Annotated in this window: 18 protein-coding genes and 1 pseudogene; 11 read left to right on the plus strand and 8 right to left on the minus strand. The window is 47.8% G+C overall.

Features of this window, described 5'->3' with window-relative positions; genetic code table 11:
- Positions 1-2: 2 nt before the first annotated feature.
- Positions 3-1,478 carry a hypothetical protein gene (locus ACFQJB_RS13815; protein ID WP_379728309.1) on the minus strand — a complete coding sequence of 492 codons (1,476 nt, stop codon included), beginning with the start codon at positions 1,476-1,478 and terminating at the stop codon, positions 3-5.
- A gap of 630 nt (positions 1,479-2,108) precedes the next feature.
- On the opposite strand from ACFQJB_RS13815, the gene ACFQJB_RS13820 reads away from it, so the two are divergent.
- From ACFQJB_RS13820 to ACFQJB_RS13830, 3 genes are all read left to right on the plus strand, one after another.
- A complete protein-coding gene (locus tag ACFQJB_RS13820) occupies positions 2,109-2,315 on the plus strand; it encodes a hypothetical protein (RefSeq protein WP_379728311.1) in 207 nt (68 codons plus the stop codon).
- Between the two features lie 282 nt (positions 2,316-2,597).
- Positions 2,598-3,059 carry a pyruvoyl-dependent arginine decarboxylase gene (locus ACFQJB_RS13825; protein ID WP_379728313.1) on the plus strand — a complete coding sequence of 154 codons (462 nt, stop codon included), beginning with the start codon at positions 2,598-2,600 and terminating at the stop codon, positions 3,057-3,059.
- 145 nt (positions 3,060-3,204) lie between these two features.
- A complete protein-coding gene (locus tag ACFQJB_RS13830) occupies positions 3,205-4,341 on the plus strand; it encodes a protein kinase domain-containing protein (RefSeq protein ID WP_379728315.1) in 1,137 nt (378 codons plus the stop codon).
- Between the two features lie 33 nt (positions 4,342-4,374).
- Here the strand turns inward: ACFQJB_RS13830 and ACFQJB_RS13835 are convergent, their stop codons facing one another.
- Positions 4,375-4,947 (minus strand): hypothetical protein, encoded by a 573-nt coding sequence (locus tag ACFQJB_RS13835; protein WP_379728317.1) that lies wholly within the window; start codon positions 4,945-4,947, stop codon positions 4,375-4,377.
- A 1,433-nt stretch (positions 4,948-6,380) separates the two neighbouring features.
- Between ACFQJB_RS13835 and ACFQJB_RS13840 the strand changes: the two genes are divergently transcribed.
- From ACFQJB_RS13840 to ACFQJB_RS13855, 4 genes are all read left to right on the plus strand, one after another.
- A complete protein-coding gene (locus tag ACFQJB_RS13840; RefSeq protein ID WP_379728319.1) occupies positions 6,381-7,124 on the plus strand; it encodes a vWA domain-containing protein in 744 nt (247 codons plus the stop codon).
- Between the two features lie 51 nt (positions 7,125-7,175).
- Positions 7,176-7,448: a protein phosphatase 2C domain-containing protein gene (locus ACFQJB_RS13845; RefSeq protein WP_379728321.1), complete on the plus strand. Its 273-nt coding sequence runs from the start codon at positions 7,176-7,178 to the stop codon at positions 7,446-7,448.
- On the plus strand, positions 7,414-8,961 hold the full coding sequence (locus ACFQJB_RS13850) for a protein phosphatase 2C domain-containing protein (protein ID WP_379728473.1): 1,548 nt from the start codon (positions 7,414-7,416) through the stop codon (positions 8,959-8,961). Before ACFQJB_RS13845 ends, ACFQJB_RS13850 begins: the two co-directional genes overlap by 35 nt.
- A gap of 242 nt (positions 8,962-9,203) precedes the next feature.
- Positions 9,204-11,255, plus strand: a complete 2,052-nt coding sequence (locus ACFQJB_RS13855; RefSeq protein ID WP_379728475.1) for a PQQ-binding-like beta-propeller repeat protein — start codon at positions 9,204-9,206, stop codon at positions 11,253-11,255.
- 219 nt (positions 11,256-11,474) lie between these two features.
- Here ACFQJB_RS13855 and ACFQJB_RS13860 read toward each other — a convergent pair whose 3' ends face one another.
- Complete coding sequence (locus ACFQJB_RS13860) at positions 11,475-11,825, minus strand: calcium-binding protein (protein WP_379728323.1); 351 nt, start codon at positions 11,823-11,825, stop codon at positions 11,475-11,477.
- A gap of 329 nt (positions 11,826-12,154) precedes the next feature.
- Between ACFQJB_RS13860 and ACFQJB_RS13865 the strand changes: the two genes are divergently transcribed.
- Together ACFQJB_RS13865 and ACFQJB_RS13870 are read left to right on the plus strand one after the other, a co-directional pair.
- Positions 12,155-12,328: a hypothetical protein gene (locus ACFQJB_RS13865; protein WP_379728325.1), complete on the plus strand. Its 174-nt coding sequence runs from the start codon at positions 12,155-12,157 to the stop codon at positions 12,326-12,328.
- A 181-nt stretch (positions 12,329-12,509) separates the two neighbouring features.
- Entirely contained in the window at positions 12,510-12,677 is a 168-nt protein-coding gene (locus ACFQJB_RS13870) for a DUF1931 domain-containing protein (protein WP_379728327.1), read from the plus strand.
- A gap of 385 nt (positions 12,678-13,062) precedes the next feature.
- Here the strand turns inward: ACFQJB_RS13870 and ACFQJB_RS13875 are convergent, their stop codons facing one another.
- The 4 genes from ACFQJB_RS13875 to ACFQJB_RS13890 are packed head-to-tail and all read right to left on the minus strand — an operon-like array spanning position 13,063 to position 16,917.
- Positions 13,063-14,115 (minus strand): HEAT repeat domain-containing protein, encoded by a 1,053-nt coding sequence (locus tag ACFQJB_RS13875; protein WP_379728329.1) that lies wholly within the window; start codon positions 14,113-14,115, stop codon positions 13,063-13,065.
- Positions 14,116-14,138: 23 nt separating this feature from the next.
- Entirely contained in the window at positions 14,139-14,831 is a 693-nt protein-coding gene (locus ACFQJB_RS13880) for a hypothetical protein (RefSeq protein WP_379728331.1), read from the minus strand.
- Positions 14,828-15,910, minus strand: coding sequence for a vWA domain-containing protein (locus ACFQJB_RS13885; protein ID WP_379728333.1), 1,083 nt, complete (start codon positions 15,908-15,910; stop codon positions 14,828-14,830). The genes ACFQJB_RS13880 and ACFQJB_RS13885 overlap by 4 nt, the downstream gene beginning before the upstream one ends.
- The gene (locus tag ACFQJB_RS13890) at positions 15,865-16,917 is read right to left on the minus strand and encodes a hypothetical protein (RefSeq protein ID WP_379728335.1); all 1,053 of its coding nucleotides are present in this window, start codon (positions 16,915-16,917) and stop codon (positions 15,865-15,867) included. Before ACFQJB_RS13890 ends, ACFQJB_RS13885 begins: the two co-directional genes overlap by 46 nt.
- A 499-nt stretch (positions 16,918-17,416) precedes the next feature.
- On the opposite strand from ACFQJB_RS13890, the pseudogene ACFQJB_RS13895 reads away from it, so the two are divergent.
- A pseudogene (locus ACFQJB_RS13895) lies at positions 17,417-17,776 on the plus strand (AAA family ATPase); the annotation flags it as partial.
- Between the two features lie 408 nt (positions 17,777-18,184).
- Positions 18,185-18,820, plus strand: coding sequence for a DUF4143 domain-containing protein (locus ACFQJB_RS13900; RefSeq protein WP_379728476.1), 636 nt, complete (start codon positions 18,185-18,187; stop codon positions 18,818-18,820).
- 11 nt (positions 18,821-18,831) lie between these two features.
- On the opposite strand, the gene ACFQJB_RS13905 is transcribed toward ACFQJB_RS13900, so the two are convergent.
- Positions 18,832-19,998 carry a Fic family protein gene (locus ACFQJB_RS13905; protein WP_379728337.1) on the minus strand — a complete coding sequence of 389 codons (1,167 nt, stop codon included), beginning with the start codon at positions 19,996-19,998 and terminating at the stop codon, positions 18,832-18,834.
- Positions 19,999-20,099: the final 101 nt, after the last annotated feature.

Here is a 20,099-nt window from a genome sequence, read left to right on the forward strand (position 1 = left end):
TTTTATCTCCCCATCCTTTTCAGTAGCAAATTCAACCCGCGCACCGGGAAGAACTCGTCATGTGGATCCTGAGGATTTAGCTCCGGCTTGAATTTACCCTGCTTGGTGTAATATGGTTTTTCCCCCGGTTCAAAGTAAATCGGATAATAATTTTCGAGGTTAGTCGCTTGATCTTCTATGAGGAAGCTTACCTCGGATCTACTATGCTCGTCATAAATATTATCTAAAACATGTTCACGAAAGGCTCTCCAATTGGGATTCCCCTTCGGATCTACGTGCTCATTATTTTCTTGCCTATATGTCTCTAGGAAGATATCTGCCATGGTGACAATAAAGAATACATCTTTCTTATCATATTTGGCCAGCAAGTTTTCATAAATACTGAAATACCCATCCTCCAAGCGACTTGATTTAATTGGATCACTTTTCCTTGCAGCATTGCGGTTTTGTATATCAGTTTCATTTAGATGATCAGGAAGCTCATTATCATTAAATTCAGTCGCAAATGTGTCTGCAGGGAGGGTTAGGCCTACTGTATCGTATTCACTAATCATAATTGAGAGGAGTGCAGGGATTTCATTCGCATCAATTTCATTAGCGTTATTCAATTCCTCAAGTAGATCAAAGTCCGGTAACTCACCGGGCTTAATTTCGTGATCGTTCCCTTGGGAGTCCGTATATGATTTTCCACCCCAAACCCGATCGAATTCATCCCAAGGATCATCGATAGTAACACCTTCCAGATGTTCACCAGCATAATCCACAGTAGTCACATTGATTATCCGTTTGGGCAAGACGCCGTGTTCGTATTGAAATCTGAAAAATTCGAACTCACTAGGATCATTAGCTTCTAATTTATTATGGTCAAATTCCTCATTAACGAATATATTATGATAACTCCGTAGGGAAGAGTTCAATTCTGGTTTGCCATAATCTGAACCCATTGCTTTTTCTCTGAGGCAGTACCCTGCCCCAGACATGAGCCATGTTTTGCCAGATCGGTCTGGCCCAAGAATCAAGATTTTTTTATCCATTTCGTATTCAGTAAAATCTTTCAAGTTTGTCACCATTGCAGAAAGAAACAGTGCGTAGAACACAAACGAGGCGATAGACCAGATAGGTTCGCCTGCAAAAGATATCGTATCGATTGTTCTTCCAATAGCGAATTCCATCGGTACGGCTAAACTTCCTATCTGTATCGGATCATTAAAATTCAACAAGAGAGGAGAGGTATAATCGAATGTCGCTTCAAATATCCCAAGAATTCCAATCAAACTAACAACAATAATTAACCGCATGAAACCCACATCCATTCTTTTATCACTCAATACTGTATCTAAGATCCCCCCATAGAGAAGGCCAACAATAACAGACCCAATTCCAGTTATTATTGTTAGAAAGGAGATAGCGATATTGAGCCGATCAAAGAAGAAGATGACACTGACAACCCCAAGAAACCCAGGAATAAGCAGAAGCAAACCCTGTAGGCGTTTAAACGAATCAAACCAGAAAATAGAGGCGAGCCCAAACAGGAATCCAAGCGGCGCAATGAAAATAGGGCCGGCGGCCCAGGAATCATATTAGATAGTATATACATAACATTCCAGGTTATTCCGCCTTCCCACCCGATAGCCCAAGCGTAAGTGAGTACGATAGAACAGGATGTAATGACGAAGAACGAAATGAATAAATCTTTAAGATCGTCTTTATTATAGATAATAACTTGACGTATCCAATCATTAATTATTCTTGAAGTATCCCTCTGTCTCGTAGACATTTTCATCAGAATGACTACACCAGTTGGTATTAAAACCTTGGATAAGTACGAATCCGAGGTTGTCAACCTTAGCGTGAAGGAAGCGGCCGAGCTATAGGAGATTGTTGAATTAGCAATGCTCGACCACATGACTGAGAAAGCACGCGAGCAGGAAATATTCTGCCGAGAGGACACGCCGACCGAGCGGCGTGCCCTCGGAGTATTTCTCTATCATGCCGGCTTGTCCTACCGACGAATCGAACCGTTCGTCAAGCGATCACATGAAACTGTTCGGCAATGGTTCCACCGGTTAGAGCATCTCTTCGAGCCAGACTGCCAAAATTAACCTGAGATGGCCGCCGACGAGACAAAAGTCGAAGTCGACGGCACCAAGGTTTTCGTCTGGGCAGCAATCGACTGCGAGACACTGGAAGTACCATATTTTGATGTTGCGCCCGGCCGTTCCAGCCTCGATGCACTCCTTTTTATTCAAGAAGTGTTACTACTGTGCCGCGGTCGCCCGCTGCTGCGGGCTGACCGCGGCCCCTGGTATGACTGACCACTGAAGTTGCTAGACTGTGACTCCCAACGAGAAACATGGGGAAATCGATCACTGATCGAAGCCTGGTTCGGTCTACTCAAGTACCGAACCAGGCGATTTTGGCACCGATTTCCCCTCCACAGCACCACGGACTCAACCAGATCATAGCTCAAAGCATTTGCCGCCTGCCACAACGCGACACTCTAACCTTGACACCGCCGTATGAATCCGTCCCGTACTCCAGCCTTTCCCGAAATTTCATACCCCAACTGACTTACCACTAGCTTAATGAGTACCAATATGTCTGAAATCGAAATCGTATGGGGAACTGGTGAAGGACAAACCGAATTAAGTGCATTCGATCAAGCTTTGCATTCTGGTGGCATCCATAATTACAATTTAGTAACTTTATCTTCGGTAATCCCCAAAGATGCAGATCTGCAAATAGTGGGAACTCATCAGCAAGAGTGGGATGTAGGAGAATTAGTGGCTGTAATTCTGGCTGAGAATGGATCCTTAGCACAAGGTGAGACGATAGTTGCAGGATTAGGATGGGCAGAGGCAGAAGAGGGAGGTATTTTCTTCGAGGGAAGTGGAGAAAATAGGAAAAATGTAGAAAAAAGAATCACACGAGGTATTGAAACGGCGAAATCTACTCGAGATTCTTGGAATTGGGATGAAACGATTCAAACAAAGGTCGTTGAACATACGGTCGAAACAGCCGGTGCAGTCATTGTTTCTGCGGTTCACCGTCCAGTATAATTGACGGCAGCCTCAATTATTCCTACATGAATAAAGTAACGCTCATTTTAGTACAAAATAGACTGATTAGTGGTTTTTTCCAATCCAGTCGAAAAATACCCCACAGTCAAAAATATTATATTCGTTGATATGATTCTACCGAGCCATGGGAGTTCAAGATCTTCAATCTGAGAGGTTTGATAGTCAGAATGGGCAAGTCACACTTGGAGAATTAGTAGGATCGGGAGCTGAAGGAGCAGTATACGAATTAGAACAGGATGCGGATTTAGTGGCTAAAATATTCGAAGATGGCGAAAAAAATGATAAAAAAGGGAAAATAGAGGCAATGATTAAGAACAAACCGACAGATCCAACTAAAAATAAGGAGGGTATACTATCACTAGTTTGGCCAGAGGACATGTTGTATGATAGATCAACTAACCAGTTCGTCGGATACCTCATGCCGTACAAAGATCTAGAGCAGAATAGTAACATAAGACAGTATGCAAGACAGGAGCTAGATTGGACTAGTAAACCCCCTGAAAAAATATATGCAATTGGATATAATTTAGCAGTTGCAGTGAAAAATATTCACAGTCAGGGTCATGCGCTTGGAGATATGAATCATCAGAATATATTTGTGAATAATAGTGGATACATCTCGCTAATTGATTGCGATGGATTCCAAATTCAGGGAAGTACCAAAACATATCGTGAAAGCCTACAGTTTCAGAGATACGCGCCACCAGAAGGGCGAGGTTCTACATTAGAAGAAGTACAACTCAGCGATAGATTCGGTTTAGGGGTTCATATCTTCCAGTTGTTAATGAACGGTTTCCACCCCTTCCAAGCGAAAGGTAGTGAAGCCGTTGTCAGGGGGATCAGAGACATGATCGTTGAAAATGAATTTGTCTATGGAAATCCGCAACCTGGGAAGATGGAACCACACCATCTTACGCCCGATTATTCCAAGTTGCCTTCAGATGTTAGAGATCTTTTCAGTGATTGTTTCTCAGGTGGAAAAAATATATACAAAACATCTCGACCAACACCGAGTGAGTGGATAGATACCTTTGGCGATATTCTAGGAGAGACAGAATCAGAACCACCCCGAAATAATGGTGGTTCCACTGGAGAGAATGAAACTAGAATTACCGGTCCAGATTGGTTCGACGAAGAAACCGCATCTGGAAATAACAATAATAAGAGTGGTAGCGCCCACTCGAAAATGTCAAACGATAGCAATGATTCAACTGACGATGCTGAAAAAAATGAAGTCAATGGCCCGGATGATCTTTTTTAGTTAGTCAGTACTTTTCAATAAGACTCATATAGGCTATCCAAACATATCATCGGTATCTGTAATATCATTTGAATTTGAGTCCTCGTCACTAGATGATTGCTCTGTGGATGAACTTTGAGTTGTGGCACCGAACATATCTTGAACATCAGTTACTGATGAAACTTCGCCGTCAGAATCTTTAGTCTCAGATTCAAGTGTGATATCTGTCTGTCTATCAAATAGGTCTTCTACCTCCGAAATCGTTCCAGGATCTGGACTTACATCGGTATCGACGACATCTCCAGTTGTCGGCGAGGTCTCTGGCGGAACCTCTGTACCGTAGACAGCAGCATGAAGGTTCGTTTCGATAGTGTTAATCAGGGTATCATCATTGGCTGATCCGATTATGTCATTGATAATGTCCAGAAAACTATCGAGAGTGAGTCTGTCATGGGTGCTGCTTGGATTTGTAGAGTTAGTCGGGATATCCGTGATTGACCCATCGTACTCAGCATTTATCGCATCCAGAACATCAACTAAAGACGCACTTGTGTTGGTCGTAATTGATGATCTAACCAATGAATTACACGACTCCCCTTTCGATAGGGCACCCTCTGAGAACTCCATTGAGAGGGTTCTCCGAGGTGATCAGATTGATATCGAGATGTGTTCAATGCTGCATGGCACTCCTCAGGTGAGATCATATCTTGGTTAAAAGTCAAATAAGCACCATAATAAACGGCCATCGCCTCAATAAGCCATTGCATGGATGCATCAGTTGAGAATTTTTGACAGGTATGAATATACTCGTGAACCCAGGTGTTATTTGCGACATCGAGACGAGCGTCGTCCCGAACCCAGTACGCATTACCGCCGGCATGTACCCCTCCTGGCCCCCAATTTACCGGGGCTGTTGGTGCCGCTATACACACCACTTCATCGTTACGACCGCTTACTCGAAACCACCTCGCTGCATAAGATATAGCATCAAGAATATCGTCAGGTGACTCGCTTAATGATGCTGCATCGGGTTCGATGAGTCTGAATCGTTGTCCAGCTGATCGGCGAGTATGTTCAGTATAGGACCCAAATACACTAGTCCGCCATCCTCACTTGCCACACCCTTGTCATCAACTGTTAATTGTCGCTCCATCGTAGTCCGTTGCTGGCAAGATCGCCATTTTGTCATAAGGTGTGGGGCTTCTAATATCGCCCACTCACCCAAATCAGCCATACTAGTCCCGGCGACTCCAAGCCGCGGACGCTCCGCTGGAATGGTGAGAGTCAATGATGGGTGGCGGCTATTATTTTGACAGATGAACGTTGAATCCCCCGTCTGCTTGAACCCATCAAAGTCATCAACGGTAGACCATTCAGGAACCTTTACTGCGATTTCTGTGATATTAGAGGGAACGGTATACTCTATGTGAGATTTTGCGTAACCCTCTTTATCTAGAATGCGAGATAGCGCGATTTTCTGAATTAATTGATCGCTCATAGTTTGGTTTGTCTGAATTTCCAGTCGGGTTCTTTTGAGAACTCAGTAAATGTGTCTTTTGGTTATGTCGTTTGATCAGAACTTGTCGAAGAGTTCTGTTGGATATCAGATTGTGTGGAGCTTGATCCATTGGTTGTAGTTTGATTTGTGGAAGATCGGGACTCATTAGAGGAATTTTGCGTAGGTTCCTTTTGAGGTGGATTCTCCGTTATGCAGCCGCCAAACGCGATTATAGTAACTATGCCAACAGCCCGCAAAAGGGAGCGACGTGTTTTCGAAGTCATGTATCTCTATCCGACAAACTCATACATAAATGTCTGTGATTGATCACTCTTGTGAACTACCCTACTCGATCCGGGCCGGCACCGTGAGATCTTAAAGAAATAGTAACAACGAAAGTAAATCCTGTTGAGATACTAAACGAGATTAGATCAAATTCATCATCAGGAAGTGGAGCTGTGGATTGTAGTTCTATATTAAATCTTTGGGAGTGTACATAATATTCGCTACCACCACAAACGATTTATACAAATATCCTAACAGTTGAGATGCAATACTCACCATGAGTGAAGATACACCTTCATTGACCAAGGATGAGGATCTCGACCCCACAGTAGCTCGTACTCCTACAGTCTTGATTTTGGATACTTCGGGGTCGATGGACTGGGATATTGACGGTATGGACAAGAGCCGAATTGACTTTCTCAATGATGGCCAAGAATACTTCAAGGATGAAATCGAGAATAACAATCATGCAGCAGTACGAGTAGATATTGGAGTAGTAACGTTTGGTAGTGGGGTAACTGTAGACCAAGAAATGATAAATATTGAGGATTGGGAGCCAACAGAACTCAAACCAAGTGGAAGAACACCGATGGGGGAAGCAATTGACGAGGGCTTACAGTTACTCGAAGAGAGAAAAGACGAATACAAAAACGATGCTCTCCCGTACAATCGACCCCTTGTATGGCTACTAACAGATGGAGAGCCGACAGATATGGAGGTCGGAGATCAGACGTGGGATAAGGTGCAAAATTTGATTGATGTCGGAACTGATGATAAACACTTCCTCTTCTTTGCAGTTGGTGTTGGAGACGATGCAAATATGGATAAACTAAATAAATTAACATCTGTCGTCGGTAAAGGCCAAGGCAAAACGTTCCCACTGGAGGAAGGGATGTTCGATGAGTTCTTCCGAATCGTATCAGAGACGTCGCAAAAGGCGTCCGAACAGGATTCTGAAGCAGAAGATGTGGCAGAGGAAGTAGAAGAAGTTGCATCGCAGGTTGATGCAAACAGCGCATAGACGCTAATGTCTCATAGCTTTTCACGAAATCCCAAACTGGTAGGATGTTCTGTGCAGGGCCCCGGCCACGAGGAGGAAGATTTGCCGTGTCAAGATTCATGGAATAAAACCCAGTTGGACGATGGAAGTTTCGCAATCGCTGTTGGAGATGGTCTCGGAAGTGCAAGCCATTCCGACATCGGGTCTGAAGTAGCTACAGAGAGAGCGACGGAGTACCTCGAGAACTTTTTGTCAACGACAGATTCAATCTCAGAGAAGGAAGGAAAAGAAGAAGCTGAAAAATGCATTCATCGCCGCAAGAGAAGCCGTAAAGAAGGAAGCTGAGAGTCGTGATGAAACTGTGAGCGATTTAGAAACCACGTTATTGGTTGTAGCTGCGGATACGACGGGTATTGTAGGGGGAGTCGTCGGCGATGGTGGGATCGTGAGTTGTAAAGCTGGCTCGTATGAGGCCTTTGTACCCAGAGAAATGTCGATATTGGATATTGAGGAACAACATAAAACAGTTCCTTTAATGACAGAAAATTGGGAGGAGTCTTTTCGATGTCGGTATCAAGACGGCGTAGACTCGATCGCGTTGTTCTCTGATGGAATTGATCCTTGGGCCTGGGACGGACTGGATGGAGTGAAGACCGAATATTTTGATAAAGTGATATCCTTTATTAGGGCTATTGAGGACACGGAGGAAGCAAAAAAGGAACTTTGTGCGTTTCTTGATAATGATCATCATCGTAAATACAAAGCTGATGATAAAACCCTCGCAGTAGGCGTCTTCTCAAAAACAGAAGAGCCCTCGGAGCCCACAGAGGATGATAGTATCGAAGAGGCAGACTCCGAAGATGAGGGTAGCGTAGAAAAACCAGACACCCAAAAGGATAATCAAAATAGTGATGAGGAAGTTGAACCAGAATCTGGTGTCCAAGAAGACTTTCAAGAAGAAATAGAGGAGGATGAGAAGGAGCAAACCGCCGGAAAGAAACACGATCAATCCTCAAAACTGGAATCAGAAGATACTGAAAACTATCTTTCGTTTGAAGGAACCCTGGTTCCTGATGAAAAGGTAGTGTTTGAATTTCACTCGGAGGAAACGGATGTCAAGGGAAAATGGGTGGCCATTAATGATAGTAAGTTAAAAAGAATAGATGAAGTTGGAGAGGTGGAGTTTGAAATTCCATTTGCCGATCAATTAGAAATTGGAGTTTACGCTGACAGTGTCTCAAATACCGATCCGGAAGATAGCGAAACCACCTGTTACTTTCATACAGTAATTGATCTTAACTCAACAATTAATATCGAAGTAACAGATGAACGGAATCAAAACGAATTTCTGAATATCACCCTCGGGAATGCCGACAAGAGAGTTCAAGGCGCGGATGTTTTCATAGATGATGAACACTATGGTGAAACTAATGAGTCGGGGATGATAGAATGCGAAGTAGACAGCGAAATCACTAACCCGACAATTAGAATTGAGAAGGGAAATATAGTAAAAAAAAGAAGCGTTTTTTTAGAGGATTTTAATATAAACGTGTCATGTTGGCCGATTGTCTTGCCCTACAGAGATGCAACTGTAAGTATTGTAAACAATAACGGAAAACCTAAAGAGAGTGTTAGTCTATATGTAGACGGCAACAAAGTCGGAGACACAAATAAAAGCGGAAATATATCTATTACCATTCCGTTTACGTTCAATTCCAGAATAAAAGCAAAGTATGATCGATCTGAGACGGAAAAGACTGTATCTCCGTTAAGAAATCTCCTGATTGTAGTAGTCATGATCGCAGTTATAATCGCAACACCACTGATATTACTTACTAAAGGACAAACTATAATATGATAATGACCGACAACTAATAATACAGGATCTAATGAACGTGAAGCCTACAAGACGCTCATTGCTCGCAGGAGTAATCGGGTCAATCTCACTGTTTTCTATACGGGGTTGCACAAGCAGGATCAGCCACTGAAACAGACTGGAGTAGGTATCCTTGGCTGTCAGACGGGTTTGATATCGCCAATACGCGGTCAGCGACTGAATATGAATTAGGAGACGAAACAGATGACTCATGGAACCGTGCTATAGATGACCCTCGTGGAGATAGCTCCCTCCAGACGAATCTATCTAGTCCCATCCGGTCACATCGATCGATTATTTATACAACAGAAAAGGCGGTAGTGGTTCGTGGAAGTAGTGATGGAGCATTAATCTGGCGGAAGGAAAGTCCACAACATTGCAACCCTGATACAGCCCCAACAGTCGCTGAAAATACTATCGTAACCGCCGATAAGCGAGTTGCCGGGTGGGATATTAGCACAGGTGACAGAAAGTGGGAGGTTGAGTTACCAGGAGCATCAGCCGCAGCACAAATCAAGAATAGTAACGGCAGTATCTATGTGCCTTATGCTGGCGGACTGAATGGTGGAGTAATTTCAATAACACCTGGAGAAAAAATAACCACTTGGTCGGTTTCAATGGATCACGCTGTATCCAGTGGTGCTGTAGATAATACAGGTATATACATTATTGACGATGATGGCCTGCTACGGCACATTTCGAATGGTGAAGTAATTTGGGAGATTTATATGAGTGGCAATTCGTTTGGTAGTCCCGACATAGCAGGCTACGAGGTTCAAGCTCCCATATTAACAGACAATGAGGTAGTGATTCCCGGAATAGAAATTCCCTCTGAAGGCACCCGTCGTGGCGCAATATTCAGATTTGACCAAGACGATGGTGACTATCTTGGCGCAAACAGAGATGTACCGGTTATACAGTTTGATGGTGTTGTTTACAATGATACAATCATTGTCGCAAACGAGTCTGGAGTCATCGCTTCAGTCGATTATCAAGGGTATGGAACAGATTGGGAGAGATCACTCGATCAAAGTATAACGACTGACCCCATTGTGGTCGATAAAACCGTTATTGTTGGAACTGGAGACGGAATCATATATGGATTTAATGCGGATGACGGCAATACACTGTGGGACTATCAGGTATTGAATGAAAGAATCTCAGGAGTAATCGGTGGTCAAGATTCGATCTACACAGGAGGCTTCTACAATTCTATTGGAGGTATACATGATAGTCAAACAGTGAGTGCGCGGTCTGAATTTCAGAATTCGCTACGACAGTTACATACGGGAAAGACATACGGGATCGATACTGCAAAGGCCACAGCAAAACTCTCAGAAGCTTCTGAAAGCCTCTCAAATAGAGAATATGAGGCTGCGATCGAACATGCCAAAGAAGCTCGTGAAGTGATTGGCAATGGGGTTTCAATAGTTCGAGAAACCCAAGATACGATACGGTCGGTTAGACAATCCGCCAATACTATTGGGAATCAAACAAGTTACAACACGGCAGAAACGCTAACTAAAATAAATAAAGCAGAAACTGAACTCCAGAATCGTAACGTCCAAGCTGCGAATGAGTTAGCATTGGAAGCAGAGTCAGAAATCAAAAATATAGAATCAGAATTTAAGAACGCCACCACTGAAATAGATAATTTAAATCAATCAATTAGTGAAGCACGGGAAAAAAATATAACAGTCACAAATGCAACCAGCACCCTCACAACAGCAAGAGACCAGCTACAGAATGGTGCATTTAACGAGGCCACTAGAACAGCGAATAATTCGAGAGTCGAGTTATCAATGCGAATCGAATATATCGAACGGTATCGTAATAAAAGACAAGAGTTGACCGAGTCGTTTGAAACTGCAAGCAATGAAGCGATCAACGTAACCGAAGGTGAGAAATTGTATACTCAGGCCTCACAGAATTTTTCACAACAGGATTATGAGAATGCGAATGATAAGATATCACAGGCGGTAAATGTAACTCAAAACACCATCGAAAACGCCCAAATTGCAACACAACTAATCAAAAAAGTCGAGGGTTTTTCACCAATTCAACCATTTGTTCAAACCTTAGCAAAAAACATGGGTAGTCAAGATCACCTCACTACCGCCAAAGAAGCATACAACAATGCCCAATATGCGAAAGCAGTCGAATCCGCCGAAGCTGCGCGATCAGCGCAACGGAATGCAAGAATTATTGTTTTAGCTGGTGGAGTTTCTACAGTCAGTGGCTACGGATATTACCGATATAATGATAGATCGTCTTAGTCTCAAAACATCTGACATCGTTGTCAGTGCTCACAGTTGGCTTCTCGTCTCTCTCACTCCGAACTACTACTCTTAATAGCCTGCAACTCCCTAATGTTGCCACCTCCAGTATCCCACTGATCAGTACAATTCGAAAACGGAGGGTGTCGGTTGCGAGGCGTCAGTCAGTAATTAGTAGAATATGCTAACATATGGCCGTACTCACTTGAACCGGCAGTATCACCGATCAAGCCAGTAATGCCAATCGGAGACGGCCTGTTCGGTATCGTCGCTGGCCTCAACAGGTTCCAGTTGGCTCAACGGGACGCCGAACTCTCGATCCATCCAATCAATCGTCACGAACTGCTGGCTAAGAGATGGTTCTGAGGATGGCTTGCCGATGACGCGAACCGTCTCACCTTTTTCGAGCGGCGATACTTCTTGCTGTTCAATACACCGGGCGTCAAACGGGAAGTCCATCGTCTCCTCCAAGTAGATATGCCACCCCATAGCCTGTTCGTCTTGGTAATAGGCGTCCACAATGATCTCCATCTGTATCCGCTCTTCACGTTCTTCGTCTCGTTCAACCATATCTCTGCATTCACATCTCAGTCCTAAGGACTTCGGGCTGTCAGCCAGCAACTGCTGGGAGTATTAGGACACACCGTTTGCAAAATGAAACACCCCATCTGGTGTTGAGGTCAGGTAGGTCTTCACCATGTTCAACACTGAAGAACCGAGACACCAGATGGGCGCTGAAACTAACGTTAGCGGTGGTAATAAAATCGTCTCTTAACCAGATCAAGTGATTTAGCTTGGAACAGCACTGGATACCAGTGTGTGCTGCCCCTACTCTATCACTCTTACCGCCAGACGAACTATTTGAATCTGTAATCAGATCGATCACTAATCAGTGAATCATGTCAGAGACACGATCAAGCCTCTATGAGAACCCCGAGACAGGAACCCGACAGTCAGTCTACGACCTCGCAATTGGTGCAAGACACGCGCCATTAGACAAGAATCCAGAGACAGGCCCTGACGATGCTATTCGGTTCAACGGTGATCTCTACGTCCCGGTCGTTGAATCATAGTCGGTGAGAGAGTGAGACCATCGAAATCGGACATTCTCATGGCGAACCTTCTGTGTTCTACCGGAGTAATTGTGAACCTCCAACACTGGGCCGGTACGTTCTCGATAATCTCCACGCTGCCAAATCTGCTGGCACAGGATATCAAACGCTTATATACAACCACGAAGAATTCCAATCCGAAATGACTGACCTCATTGTCAAATCAGGTGTGAAGGAAGTACTGGCAGATCACGCAGTCTCAAGCGACTTCTACGACGCATTCAACGAAGAGGTCGCTGACCTGATTGAAGAAGCCGCCGAACGCGCTGAGGCAAACGACCGGAAAACAGTCCAGCCGCGGGATCTCTAATCCGGAGAACAGCCGTCCTACTTACCAATTAAAAGACCCATAGCGTCTGCTCCTTTCACCACTAGTCCCGCCCAACTGCAAGTTTTCCAGAATTTGTCGGCTCCAAAGACTTCAGACCAGTCGAAACAACACACCCCGTCATCGATATGTAATCGACCACAAGCAGTAGCACGTTTTCATAGTACCAGCATATCGAAAGAGGCAGTACGGGAGGGAGCAGAGACCACCGCCTGCCTCACCAAGCTGGCAAAGTGAGTCTACGGTGTGGCTGTAAGTTCCTACCAGCCACGTGAAGTTCTCGAATGTAGTGATAAAATTCTTGTTGTAAAAATTAGATGTCTAATACAAAAACGAGTAGCCCCATTTGTTGGAATATAACGGACTCTCACTGCCGGATTTGTGTCAGAGCCCACGACGCTGTTGATCGAACATCTGGTTCCTCGTCGTCAATGGCACACTCCTCAAGCCGAGCAGTCGCATCTTCAGCACTGAGGTATCCAAGTCCCCAACAAGCATTCTCCCGGACGATTTGATCATCATCATTCAGCAACTCGATTAGGGTGGGGGTGAGTGGCTCGACGGCCGCCGGGAAATCCTCAGCGACACGACTCAGAGCACCTGAGGCGTTGATCCTGGTGTAGGCATCATCCGTCTCCAGTAACGGTGCAATGTCATCAACATACGGCTCAATGACATCCGTATGCACCGCCGCAACATCAACGATCAGCCCAATTGCGTTGTTCCGGAGTTTTGTGTGCTCGGCGTCGAACAACGCAACCAACTCGTCGACCATGTCAACCCCGACGCTTGGATCTTCGCTGACAATGCGGCCCAGTGCAGCCGTGGCATTCAGTCGAACTTCATCGGCTACATCATCGTCCAACACAACAGTTTTCAGCGATTCTGCATGCGGTTGTACCGCCTCAGGGTACTCACCTGTGATTCTGGAGAGCGCGTAGACCGCTTGTTTCCGACACTCGGCGTCGGTTTCGCTTTCGACAATAGCGGCCAACGGAGAGACTGCTTCAACGACATCGTCGGGATTCTCCACAGCAACGACTGCCAGACAGCGAGCTGCTGCGGTTCGAGCGAGCGTTGCTTCAGCCTCCAGATATGGCATGATATCGTCACTCACTGGAGCAATCGCTTCAGCTTCTGTCCCCCCAATCCGAGCTAGTGTGAGTAACACATCCACTTTTCCGGGCGTCTCATCAAGCGTCAGCAGGGTTCGAAGGATTGGGATGGCTGGGGTGCAGTCTTCGGGTCGGACTGCAGCAACCCGCTGGAGGGCTTTGAGAGCGTCTTCGTCTCGTGATCGAGGGCCATCGGCCCGATCCAAAATGCCCAGCAGAGCGGAGATATCAATCGCCTCTGGATGGATATCGGCGAGTCGGCGAAAGGCAGTCGCTTTCTCGGTAAGCGAATCGAAATCCGACATGAATGCCTCAGGAGTAGGCCGAACTACTGAGAGCAACTCGATGTTCTCGAACTCGACACTGAAGCCCGAAGCCGCCGGATCAATCGGTGTACACTGCAGTGTCGAGTCAGCGCGAGGCTCATCACCAATCGAAATATCGTGGCACAGTACTGATCGCTCCGTGCCCTCCTCCATGTAATCGGCTCGTAGGCGGGAGCCTCAGCGTATTCATTGAGAAACGAGACAAGATCGTTCGGATCGGCTGGCATGATCCCGGCCATCGTCGGCAGGCCGCCATCAGTCGACATATCCTGGACCCACGGCAGATCAGGATCGATTAGTCCCTGCTTGACCGCCGGGACAAACTCCCAGGCGTGGTAATGCTCCCAGCCACTCACGTCGCTCAGATCCAGATCGTCGATGACAACGAACTCGTCAGCCTCTGGATGGAGATCAGCGATCAGCGAGAGCCGTTCTCGCCGCTTCGGGAACTGTTCGTATCGCCCACTGGGTAGTTTTGCACCTAACCACTGCTCCCAGTCATCCTCGTGTCGGCCAACGATATCCACAACACCCGGGATCGCCGCTTCCTCGGCCAAGTCCTGGTTACCGATTGCGTAGACGGCATGCGATGTCTCGTGGGCGAGATATCGAACCCACTCCAATGGAACGGCCTCATGCCGAGGGTGAGGATTCACATCGACCGTCCAGTCGCGGTCGAACGCAAATACAGTCACGACTCAGTAACCTCCTGTGGTGTTGCTGGAGCGTCTTCACAGAGCGTCCCAAGCAGATCCACTTCCTGTTGGAGCGTCTCGTCATCGACGGCCTCAATCTCGTCGGTCAGATAGTTACGTAACTCTGCGAACTGCTCGTTATACTCATCGGGCACGACCAATGGCACGGATTCTCGTTCGTGTTGGCCACGCTGGTCGGGGAGTAGCCAGTCGTCAACACCGGTGGCATTGTCGGCCCGACTATGCACCTCGCTGGCCCAGGAGCGCAGACTACGGGCGTACCGCGCCAACGCAATCGCCTTCCGGACGCCGGCATGTCCGTAGGTCTCGGTTGTCTCCGGCACAGTAACGCTTACTCGTTCAGTGTGCTGACCACCGTTTCGTTCCGTCCAAGAGGCCTGTAGTTCCAAGTCGGGATCTGAGCTCGTCTGGGTCAGCCGGACGAGAATAACGCCACCACGAGCCTCTCCCTCCTGTTTGGCTGATGGGAACAGCGTCCCAACATGCATCAGTCGCTCAGTGGCATCCTCAGCAGTCGGCGACCCATGGACAGCCGCGATCTCGTACCCGTCGGCCTCAACCTCAAGGGTAAGATCGTAGACCAGCGGTGTGACCATGTAGTCGAACTCGTCACCAAGTCGCTGTTTGAACTCCTCCGCTGAGTGGATGAAGTAGTGATTCGCCCCACGAATCCCCGACAATGTCTCTGCTAACTCGGCGTTAGCGTCCAATCCCATCCCAACAAATGTTGTGTGGATGCCTTCGACAGCAGCCTCCGCAAACAGCTCAGTTAGGGCATCCTCACCAGTCGTCCCGGCATTCGGCATCATGTCGGTCATGAAAACGACTCGTTGCTCACTATCGCCCTGCAGTGTTTCATCGACCAGCATATCAACGGCAGCTTCGAATCCATCAGCCAGGTTCGTACTTCCGCCAGCCGTGATCTCACGAATGTGTCGCCGAATCGCGGGCATGTCTGTACTGCCGACATCACGGAGCGGCTTTGCGACGTGGGCCCTGTGGTCGTATAGCACTACCCCAGGCGGTCTTCGGGATGTAGTTGCTCGGTCAACGCACACAGTGACTCGATTGCCGCCTCCAGCTTCGTTGCGGTGGCCTGTTCGGCTTCCTGCTTGCGACCATGCTCGTCGTAATAATACTGATCGAACGCACTGTCCATCGACCCTGAGATATCAAGGACAGCCACGAGGTCAAGCCGTGGTCGGTGGAAGTCCTCGACAGAAAGCGACGAGTCCAGCCCAACAGAGAGATACTGTTCTGTCTCACCGGTGATTGGGTGATCACTAACGGCAGCTGCATACCGTGGTGCGAACAGGGCCTCGGTCTCGGCCCGTTGTCCTGTCTCGAAGTGATAGTCGTAGAACAACCCCTCGTCGCTGATTGCTTCGGGTTGTGGCGTATGGCCTGCCGCGATGTTCTCTCGGAAATTGGCGACATCTTTCGCCCCACCGGCGGCGAGTCCAACCGTCTCTTGACTCGCCATGCTTGCGTCAGCAGTTGGGGCTGGTTCCGCCAAAGCGTCCGTAACGATGTTATCGACGTGACCGCCGCCCCGGAGGTCTCGTTCGTTCAACTGCCGACCACACGACGTACAGACGTATTCCGGTGGTGTGACCGATGAGTCACTCCCCATTGGAATCCAATCATCGACCATATCGCCGTCATCGTCGATGGCTTGCATCGACGACTCACTATCGAGGATTCCGTACTGATCATCAAGGGACAATTCAACGCTCGCTTGCTGTAGTTCGGCGTCAACCGCATCGGCGATAGACCCTGGTCGAACCGTCCCATCACAGTGCGGACAGTCCTCGGAGATGGTCGCCGCTGCAGCCACCGGTGATGCGCCAAGCACTCCAGCAATGCGATACTGTTCGCCGGTTTGGAGCCCACGGATGGGGTTTCTGTCGGGTGCCACAAGGAGGGTGAACTGCGTATCCGACCGGTCGGCGACCACCAGCCGTTGGACGGACTCGTCCTCACAGTCGACCGTCCGCTGTGAAATGAATTCGACCGCGAGTGTATGTCGCGTTCCGTCGGTGATGTCAGCGTGCGTTGTATTCATGGGTATTGATGACTGCCATCTCCCGGGCAGCCAGCGGGTAGTTGGTAGCGGTGACCTCGCGTTTCCCGGAACCAAGGGAAACAAACACCATTGCAGTGTCTCTTATTTCGTATCTACACTCATCACTCAGAACCAAGACTGTATAAATCCATCGCCCAAGAACACTTAGATGACTGTATAAAAATTATTACCTGCACTGCAGTGTAGTTTCTCTAAATTGTGCGACAGAGCCAGAGTACAAAATAGGTTATCTGCTGTATTTGCTACGTTACACTGTAGAGTATTGATCCGAAACAGTCATTGCGACGGTGATCATAGATGAACCAACGCTACAATGTCGATTGACGCTGGAGATGCGCTTGTTCGTTCTCTACAGGAACATAATCCATGGTGGGAAGACGGACGCGATGGGGTTGACTTGCCTACTCGCAAGAAGAGTGACTTCTATCCACTTGCTCGACCAGATGAACCTGGCAGCCGAGTTGAGGATTATCAACTGTTAGCACTCGTCGGTCGCCGTGGTGTTGGGAAGACGACGCTGCTGCACCAATTTATTCACCACCAGATCGAGGCTGGTATCGATCCAGAACGGTTTCTCTATCTTCCGTTTGATGCTGATCCGCTGTATCAACTCCAGTCCGATGAGCAACTCCAACGAGCGGTGCGATACTATGAGAGCCGTATCTTGGGTCGCATTGACTCCAATGAGCCCCACTTCATCGTTATCGATGATATCCACCTGATTGAGCATGCGAATAAGCCAACCATCGACGGCTGGGGGAGAGCTGTCGGCGGATTGCTTGAGGATACACCGGGGCGACACCTACTAAGTGACTGCCAGTGCCGGGCTGCAGATTGAACGTGAACTTGGGTCAGCTTCGATCCCAGACAGTGAGTATACTATCCAACCGGTGCTCCCCGAGAAGTTCCGTGATTATCTATTCTCGTTGTATCCAGAACTCGAAGAAGATGATGATACCCGCGTAAGCCCGTCGTCGCTACGAAGTGGTGACGAAAGTCTCCCAACAGCACTGCAAACCGGAGATGTTGAGCCTCTCATCGAGAATCTACAAGCCAAATACGAGCAGGTTGCTGATGACGAGCGTCGAATTCAGTCACAAGTTGTCGAGTTCCTTGCGATGGGTGGGACGCTCAGTTACGATCTCGATGGGCCAACAAAATCGGCCAGTGAGGTCTCTGCAAGTGACTACACCCGCCTACGCAACGATGTCCGAAATGCGTTGTATCAGGAGGTACCTGGCTTTGAATCGATTCAGACTATCGCCGACCTGAGCGACTTTGTGCCCTCGCAGCTCGTAATGGTGGGGCCGAACCGTTCCGATACCAGGAACTCGTGGAGCTATTCGACGTTGATCGGCGGACGATTGCCGATAGCTATCTGCCAGCGCTCGCAGAGCTCTACTTGCTAACAGGGATCACAGAGTACGACAACAGTCGCCCCCGATCCGTCCGGCTATATCTTCGAGATACTGGCTTGGTGACAGCACTCGCTGACGGTGATGCGGCAGCAGTGCGAAATGATTTCGACCGAGAGGCAGATCTTGCCCGTGTCGCTGCCTTTGATCATACGATGCGATTCGCCTACGGGATGCAGGTAGCAGTCGGCGACGCTGCTTCCCCATCAGTCAAATATTGGCGTGGTCGTGAGGGTGAGGTTGATTTTGTCTTCGAAATAGAGGGAACACCGGTGCCGGTTGGACTGGCCTATCAGTCAGGGCAATACGACTCAACGGTGGCAGCACTTCGAGAATTCAAACAAGAGTATGATGCACCGGTTGGGTTTGTACTCGCTGGCAATACAGTCGGAGGCTCCCAGCCGATTGAACATCTCGGCGAAGGGGTTGTTCAGCTGCCGTATTGGTTGTATCTGCTGCTCTGCTGAAAATGGACGATTTAGTATGTCTGCGGCGGTCTCTCAAGAATATCGAAGATTTCCTTGGCTCGGTATTCCTTGTTACGCTGTTTACCTGTGACCTCCTCTAAGACACCGTCTGCTTCGAGATCGCCGATGGCACGATAGGCAGTTGACCGCTCAATATCGAGCATTGCCGCAACGGTCTTTGTGGTCACGTATGGTTGCTCAAAGAGGCGGCACGCTAAGCGGTTTTTTGCGTACTGGACGCCACCATATTCCTCCTCATAGCGACGACGTAACGTGTCTAATGCCACGGTCCGATTAACAGACTCCTCGGCTTGCTGAGCCACCCCTTTGATGAAAAACGATACCCAGTCCTCCCAGTTGCCGTGGGCTCTCACCCCGTCCATTCGGTCAACATACGTGGCTTTGTTCCGGTTGAAATACTCGCTGAGGTAGAGATTCGGCCGTGCAAGCAGTTCGGCATCGTATAATTGTAGCGTGATGAGAAGGCGACCAAGCCGCCCGTTCCCGTCACCATACGGGTGAATCGTTTCAAATTGGTAGTGGAAGAGCGCGATATCCACAAGCGGATGATAGTTGCCTCCAGTTCGGTAATACGTGATGAGTGCATCCATCAACCCCTCAACTTCACCCGGGACTGGAGGCAGGAAGTCGCCAAGATAGTTTGGCACGGTCTTATATCCACCAATCGTGTCAGTCTCGATCCGATCCGCTGGAACATCTGTGAGAAGCGTCTCGTGTAGATCATGCAGGAGTGCAACAGAAATCTCACCGCCGTCCGCAAGTGTTTCAATGCCCTCCTTGATAGCCTGCTCGTAGTTGAGAACCTCTTGGGTATCTTTTGTCTCCGCTTGGCTGGTCGTTGGGTCTAGCTCCGAATCGAGACGGTGAGTTTCGAGGCTGTAGAGGGCGTTGTAGTCGATATCAGCGCCTTCAATTTCGGCTGATTCCATCGCTTCTTTCCGGAGCAGAGACGTATACAGGATTGGCGGAAAGTCGATTTCAAGGCTGATGCCGCTGAGTTTGCCGAGCCAGAAGGTTGCCTCGGCAAGCAGGTCGTAAAACTCGTCATCTAGTGCAAGATCTCTTGCGGGCGGGAGCGGTTCCGGCCGATAATATGACTCTCTCCCATAGGAGATGAGTTTCCCGGGCGCAGCGTCTTCAATTTCCAACTCTCTCATGCACGTACCTACTTCATGTACCAGAAGCAAATGAATTTAATGGCTCTAAATGCAAAGAATAAGAATAGACTTGCCCTCTTATTGTTATTTAAGAATTCATG

Source organism: Halonotius sp. GCM10025705 (assembly GCF_042662885.1).
GTDB classification, from domain to species: domain Archaea; phylum Halobacteriota; class Halobacteria; order Halobacteriales; family Haloferacaceae; genus Halonotius; species Halonotius aquaticus.

What these genes read in the sequence shown, in the direction of transcription:
- ACFQJB_RS13820 (WP_379728311.1), top strand. Translation starts at nt 2,109, where the DNA reads ATGGCCGCCGACGAGACAAAAGTCGAAGTCGACGGCACCAAGGTTTTC.
- ACFQJB_RS13825 (WP_379728313.1), top strand. Translation starts at nt 2,598, where the DNA reads ATGTCTGAAATCGAAATCGTATGGGGAACTGGTGAAGGACAAACCGAA.
- ACFQJB_RS13830 (WP_379728315.1), top strand. Translation starts at nt 3,205, where the DNA reads ATGGGAGTTCAAGATCTTCAATCTGAGAGGTTTGATAGTCAGAATGGG.
- ACFQJB_RS13835 (WP_379728317.1), bottom strand. Translation starts at nt 4,947, where the DNA reads ATGGAGTTCTCAGAGGGTGCCCTATCGAAAGGGGAGTCGTGTAATTCA.
- ACFQJB_RS13840 (WP_379728319.1), top strand. Translation starts at nt 6,381, where the DNA reads ATGAGTGAAGATACACCTTCATTGACCAAGGATGAGGATCTCGACCCC.
- ACFQJB_RS13860 (WP_379728323.1), bottom strand. Translation starts at nt 11,825, where the DNA reads ATGGTTGAACGAGACGAAGAACGTGAAGAGCGGATACAGATGGAGATC.
- ACFQJB_RS13865 (WP_379728325.1), top strand. Translation starts at nt 12,155, where the DNA reads ATGTCAGAGACACGATCAAGCCTCTATGAGAACCCCGAGACAGGAACC.
- ACFQJB_RS13870 (WP_379728327.1), top strand. Translation starts at nt 12,510, where the DNA reads ATGACTGACCTCATTGTCAAATCAGGTGTGAAGGAAGTACTGGCAGAT.
- ACFQJB_RS13875 (WP_379728329.1), bottom strand. Translation starts at nt 14,115, where the DNA reads ATGTCGGATTTCGATTCGCTTACCGAGAAAGCGACTGCCTTTCGCCGA.
- ACFQJB_RS13890 (WP_379728335.1), bottom strand. Translation starts at nt 16,917, where the DNA reads ATGAATACAACGCACGCTGACATCACCGACGGAACGCGACATACACTC.
- ACFQJB_RS13905 (WP_379728337.1), bottom strand. Translation starts at nt 19,998, where the DNA reads ATGAGAGAGTTGGAAATTGAAGACGCTGCGCCCGGGAAACTCATCTCC.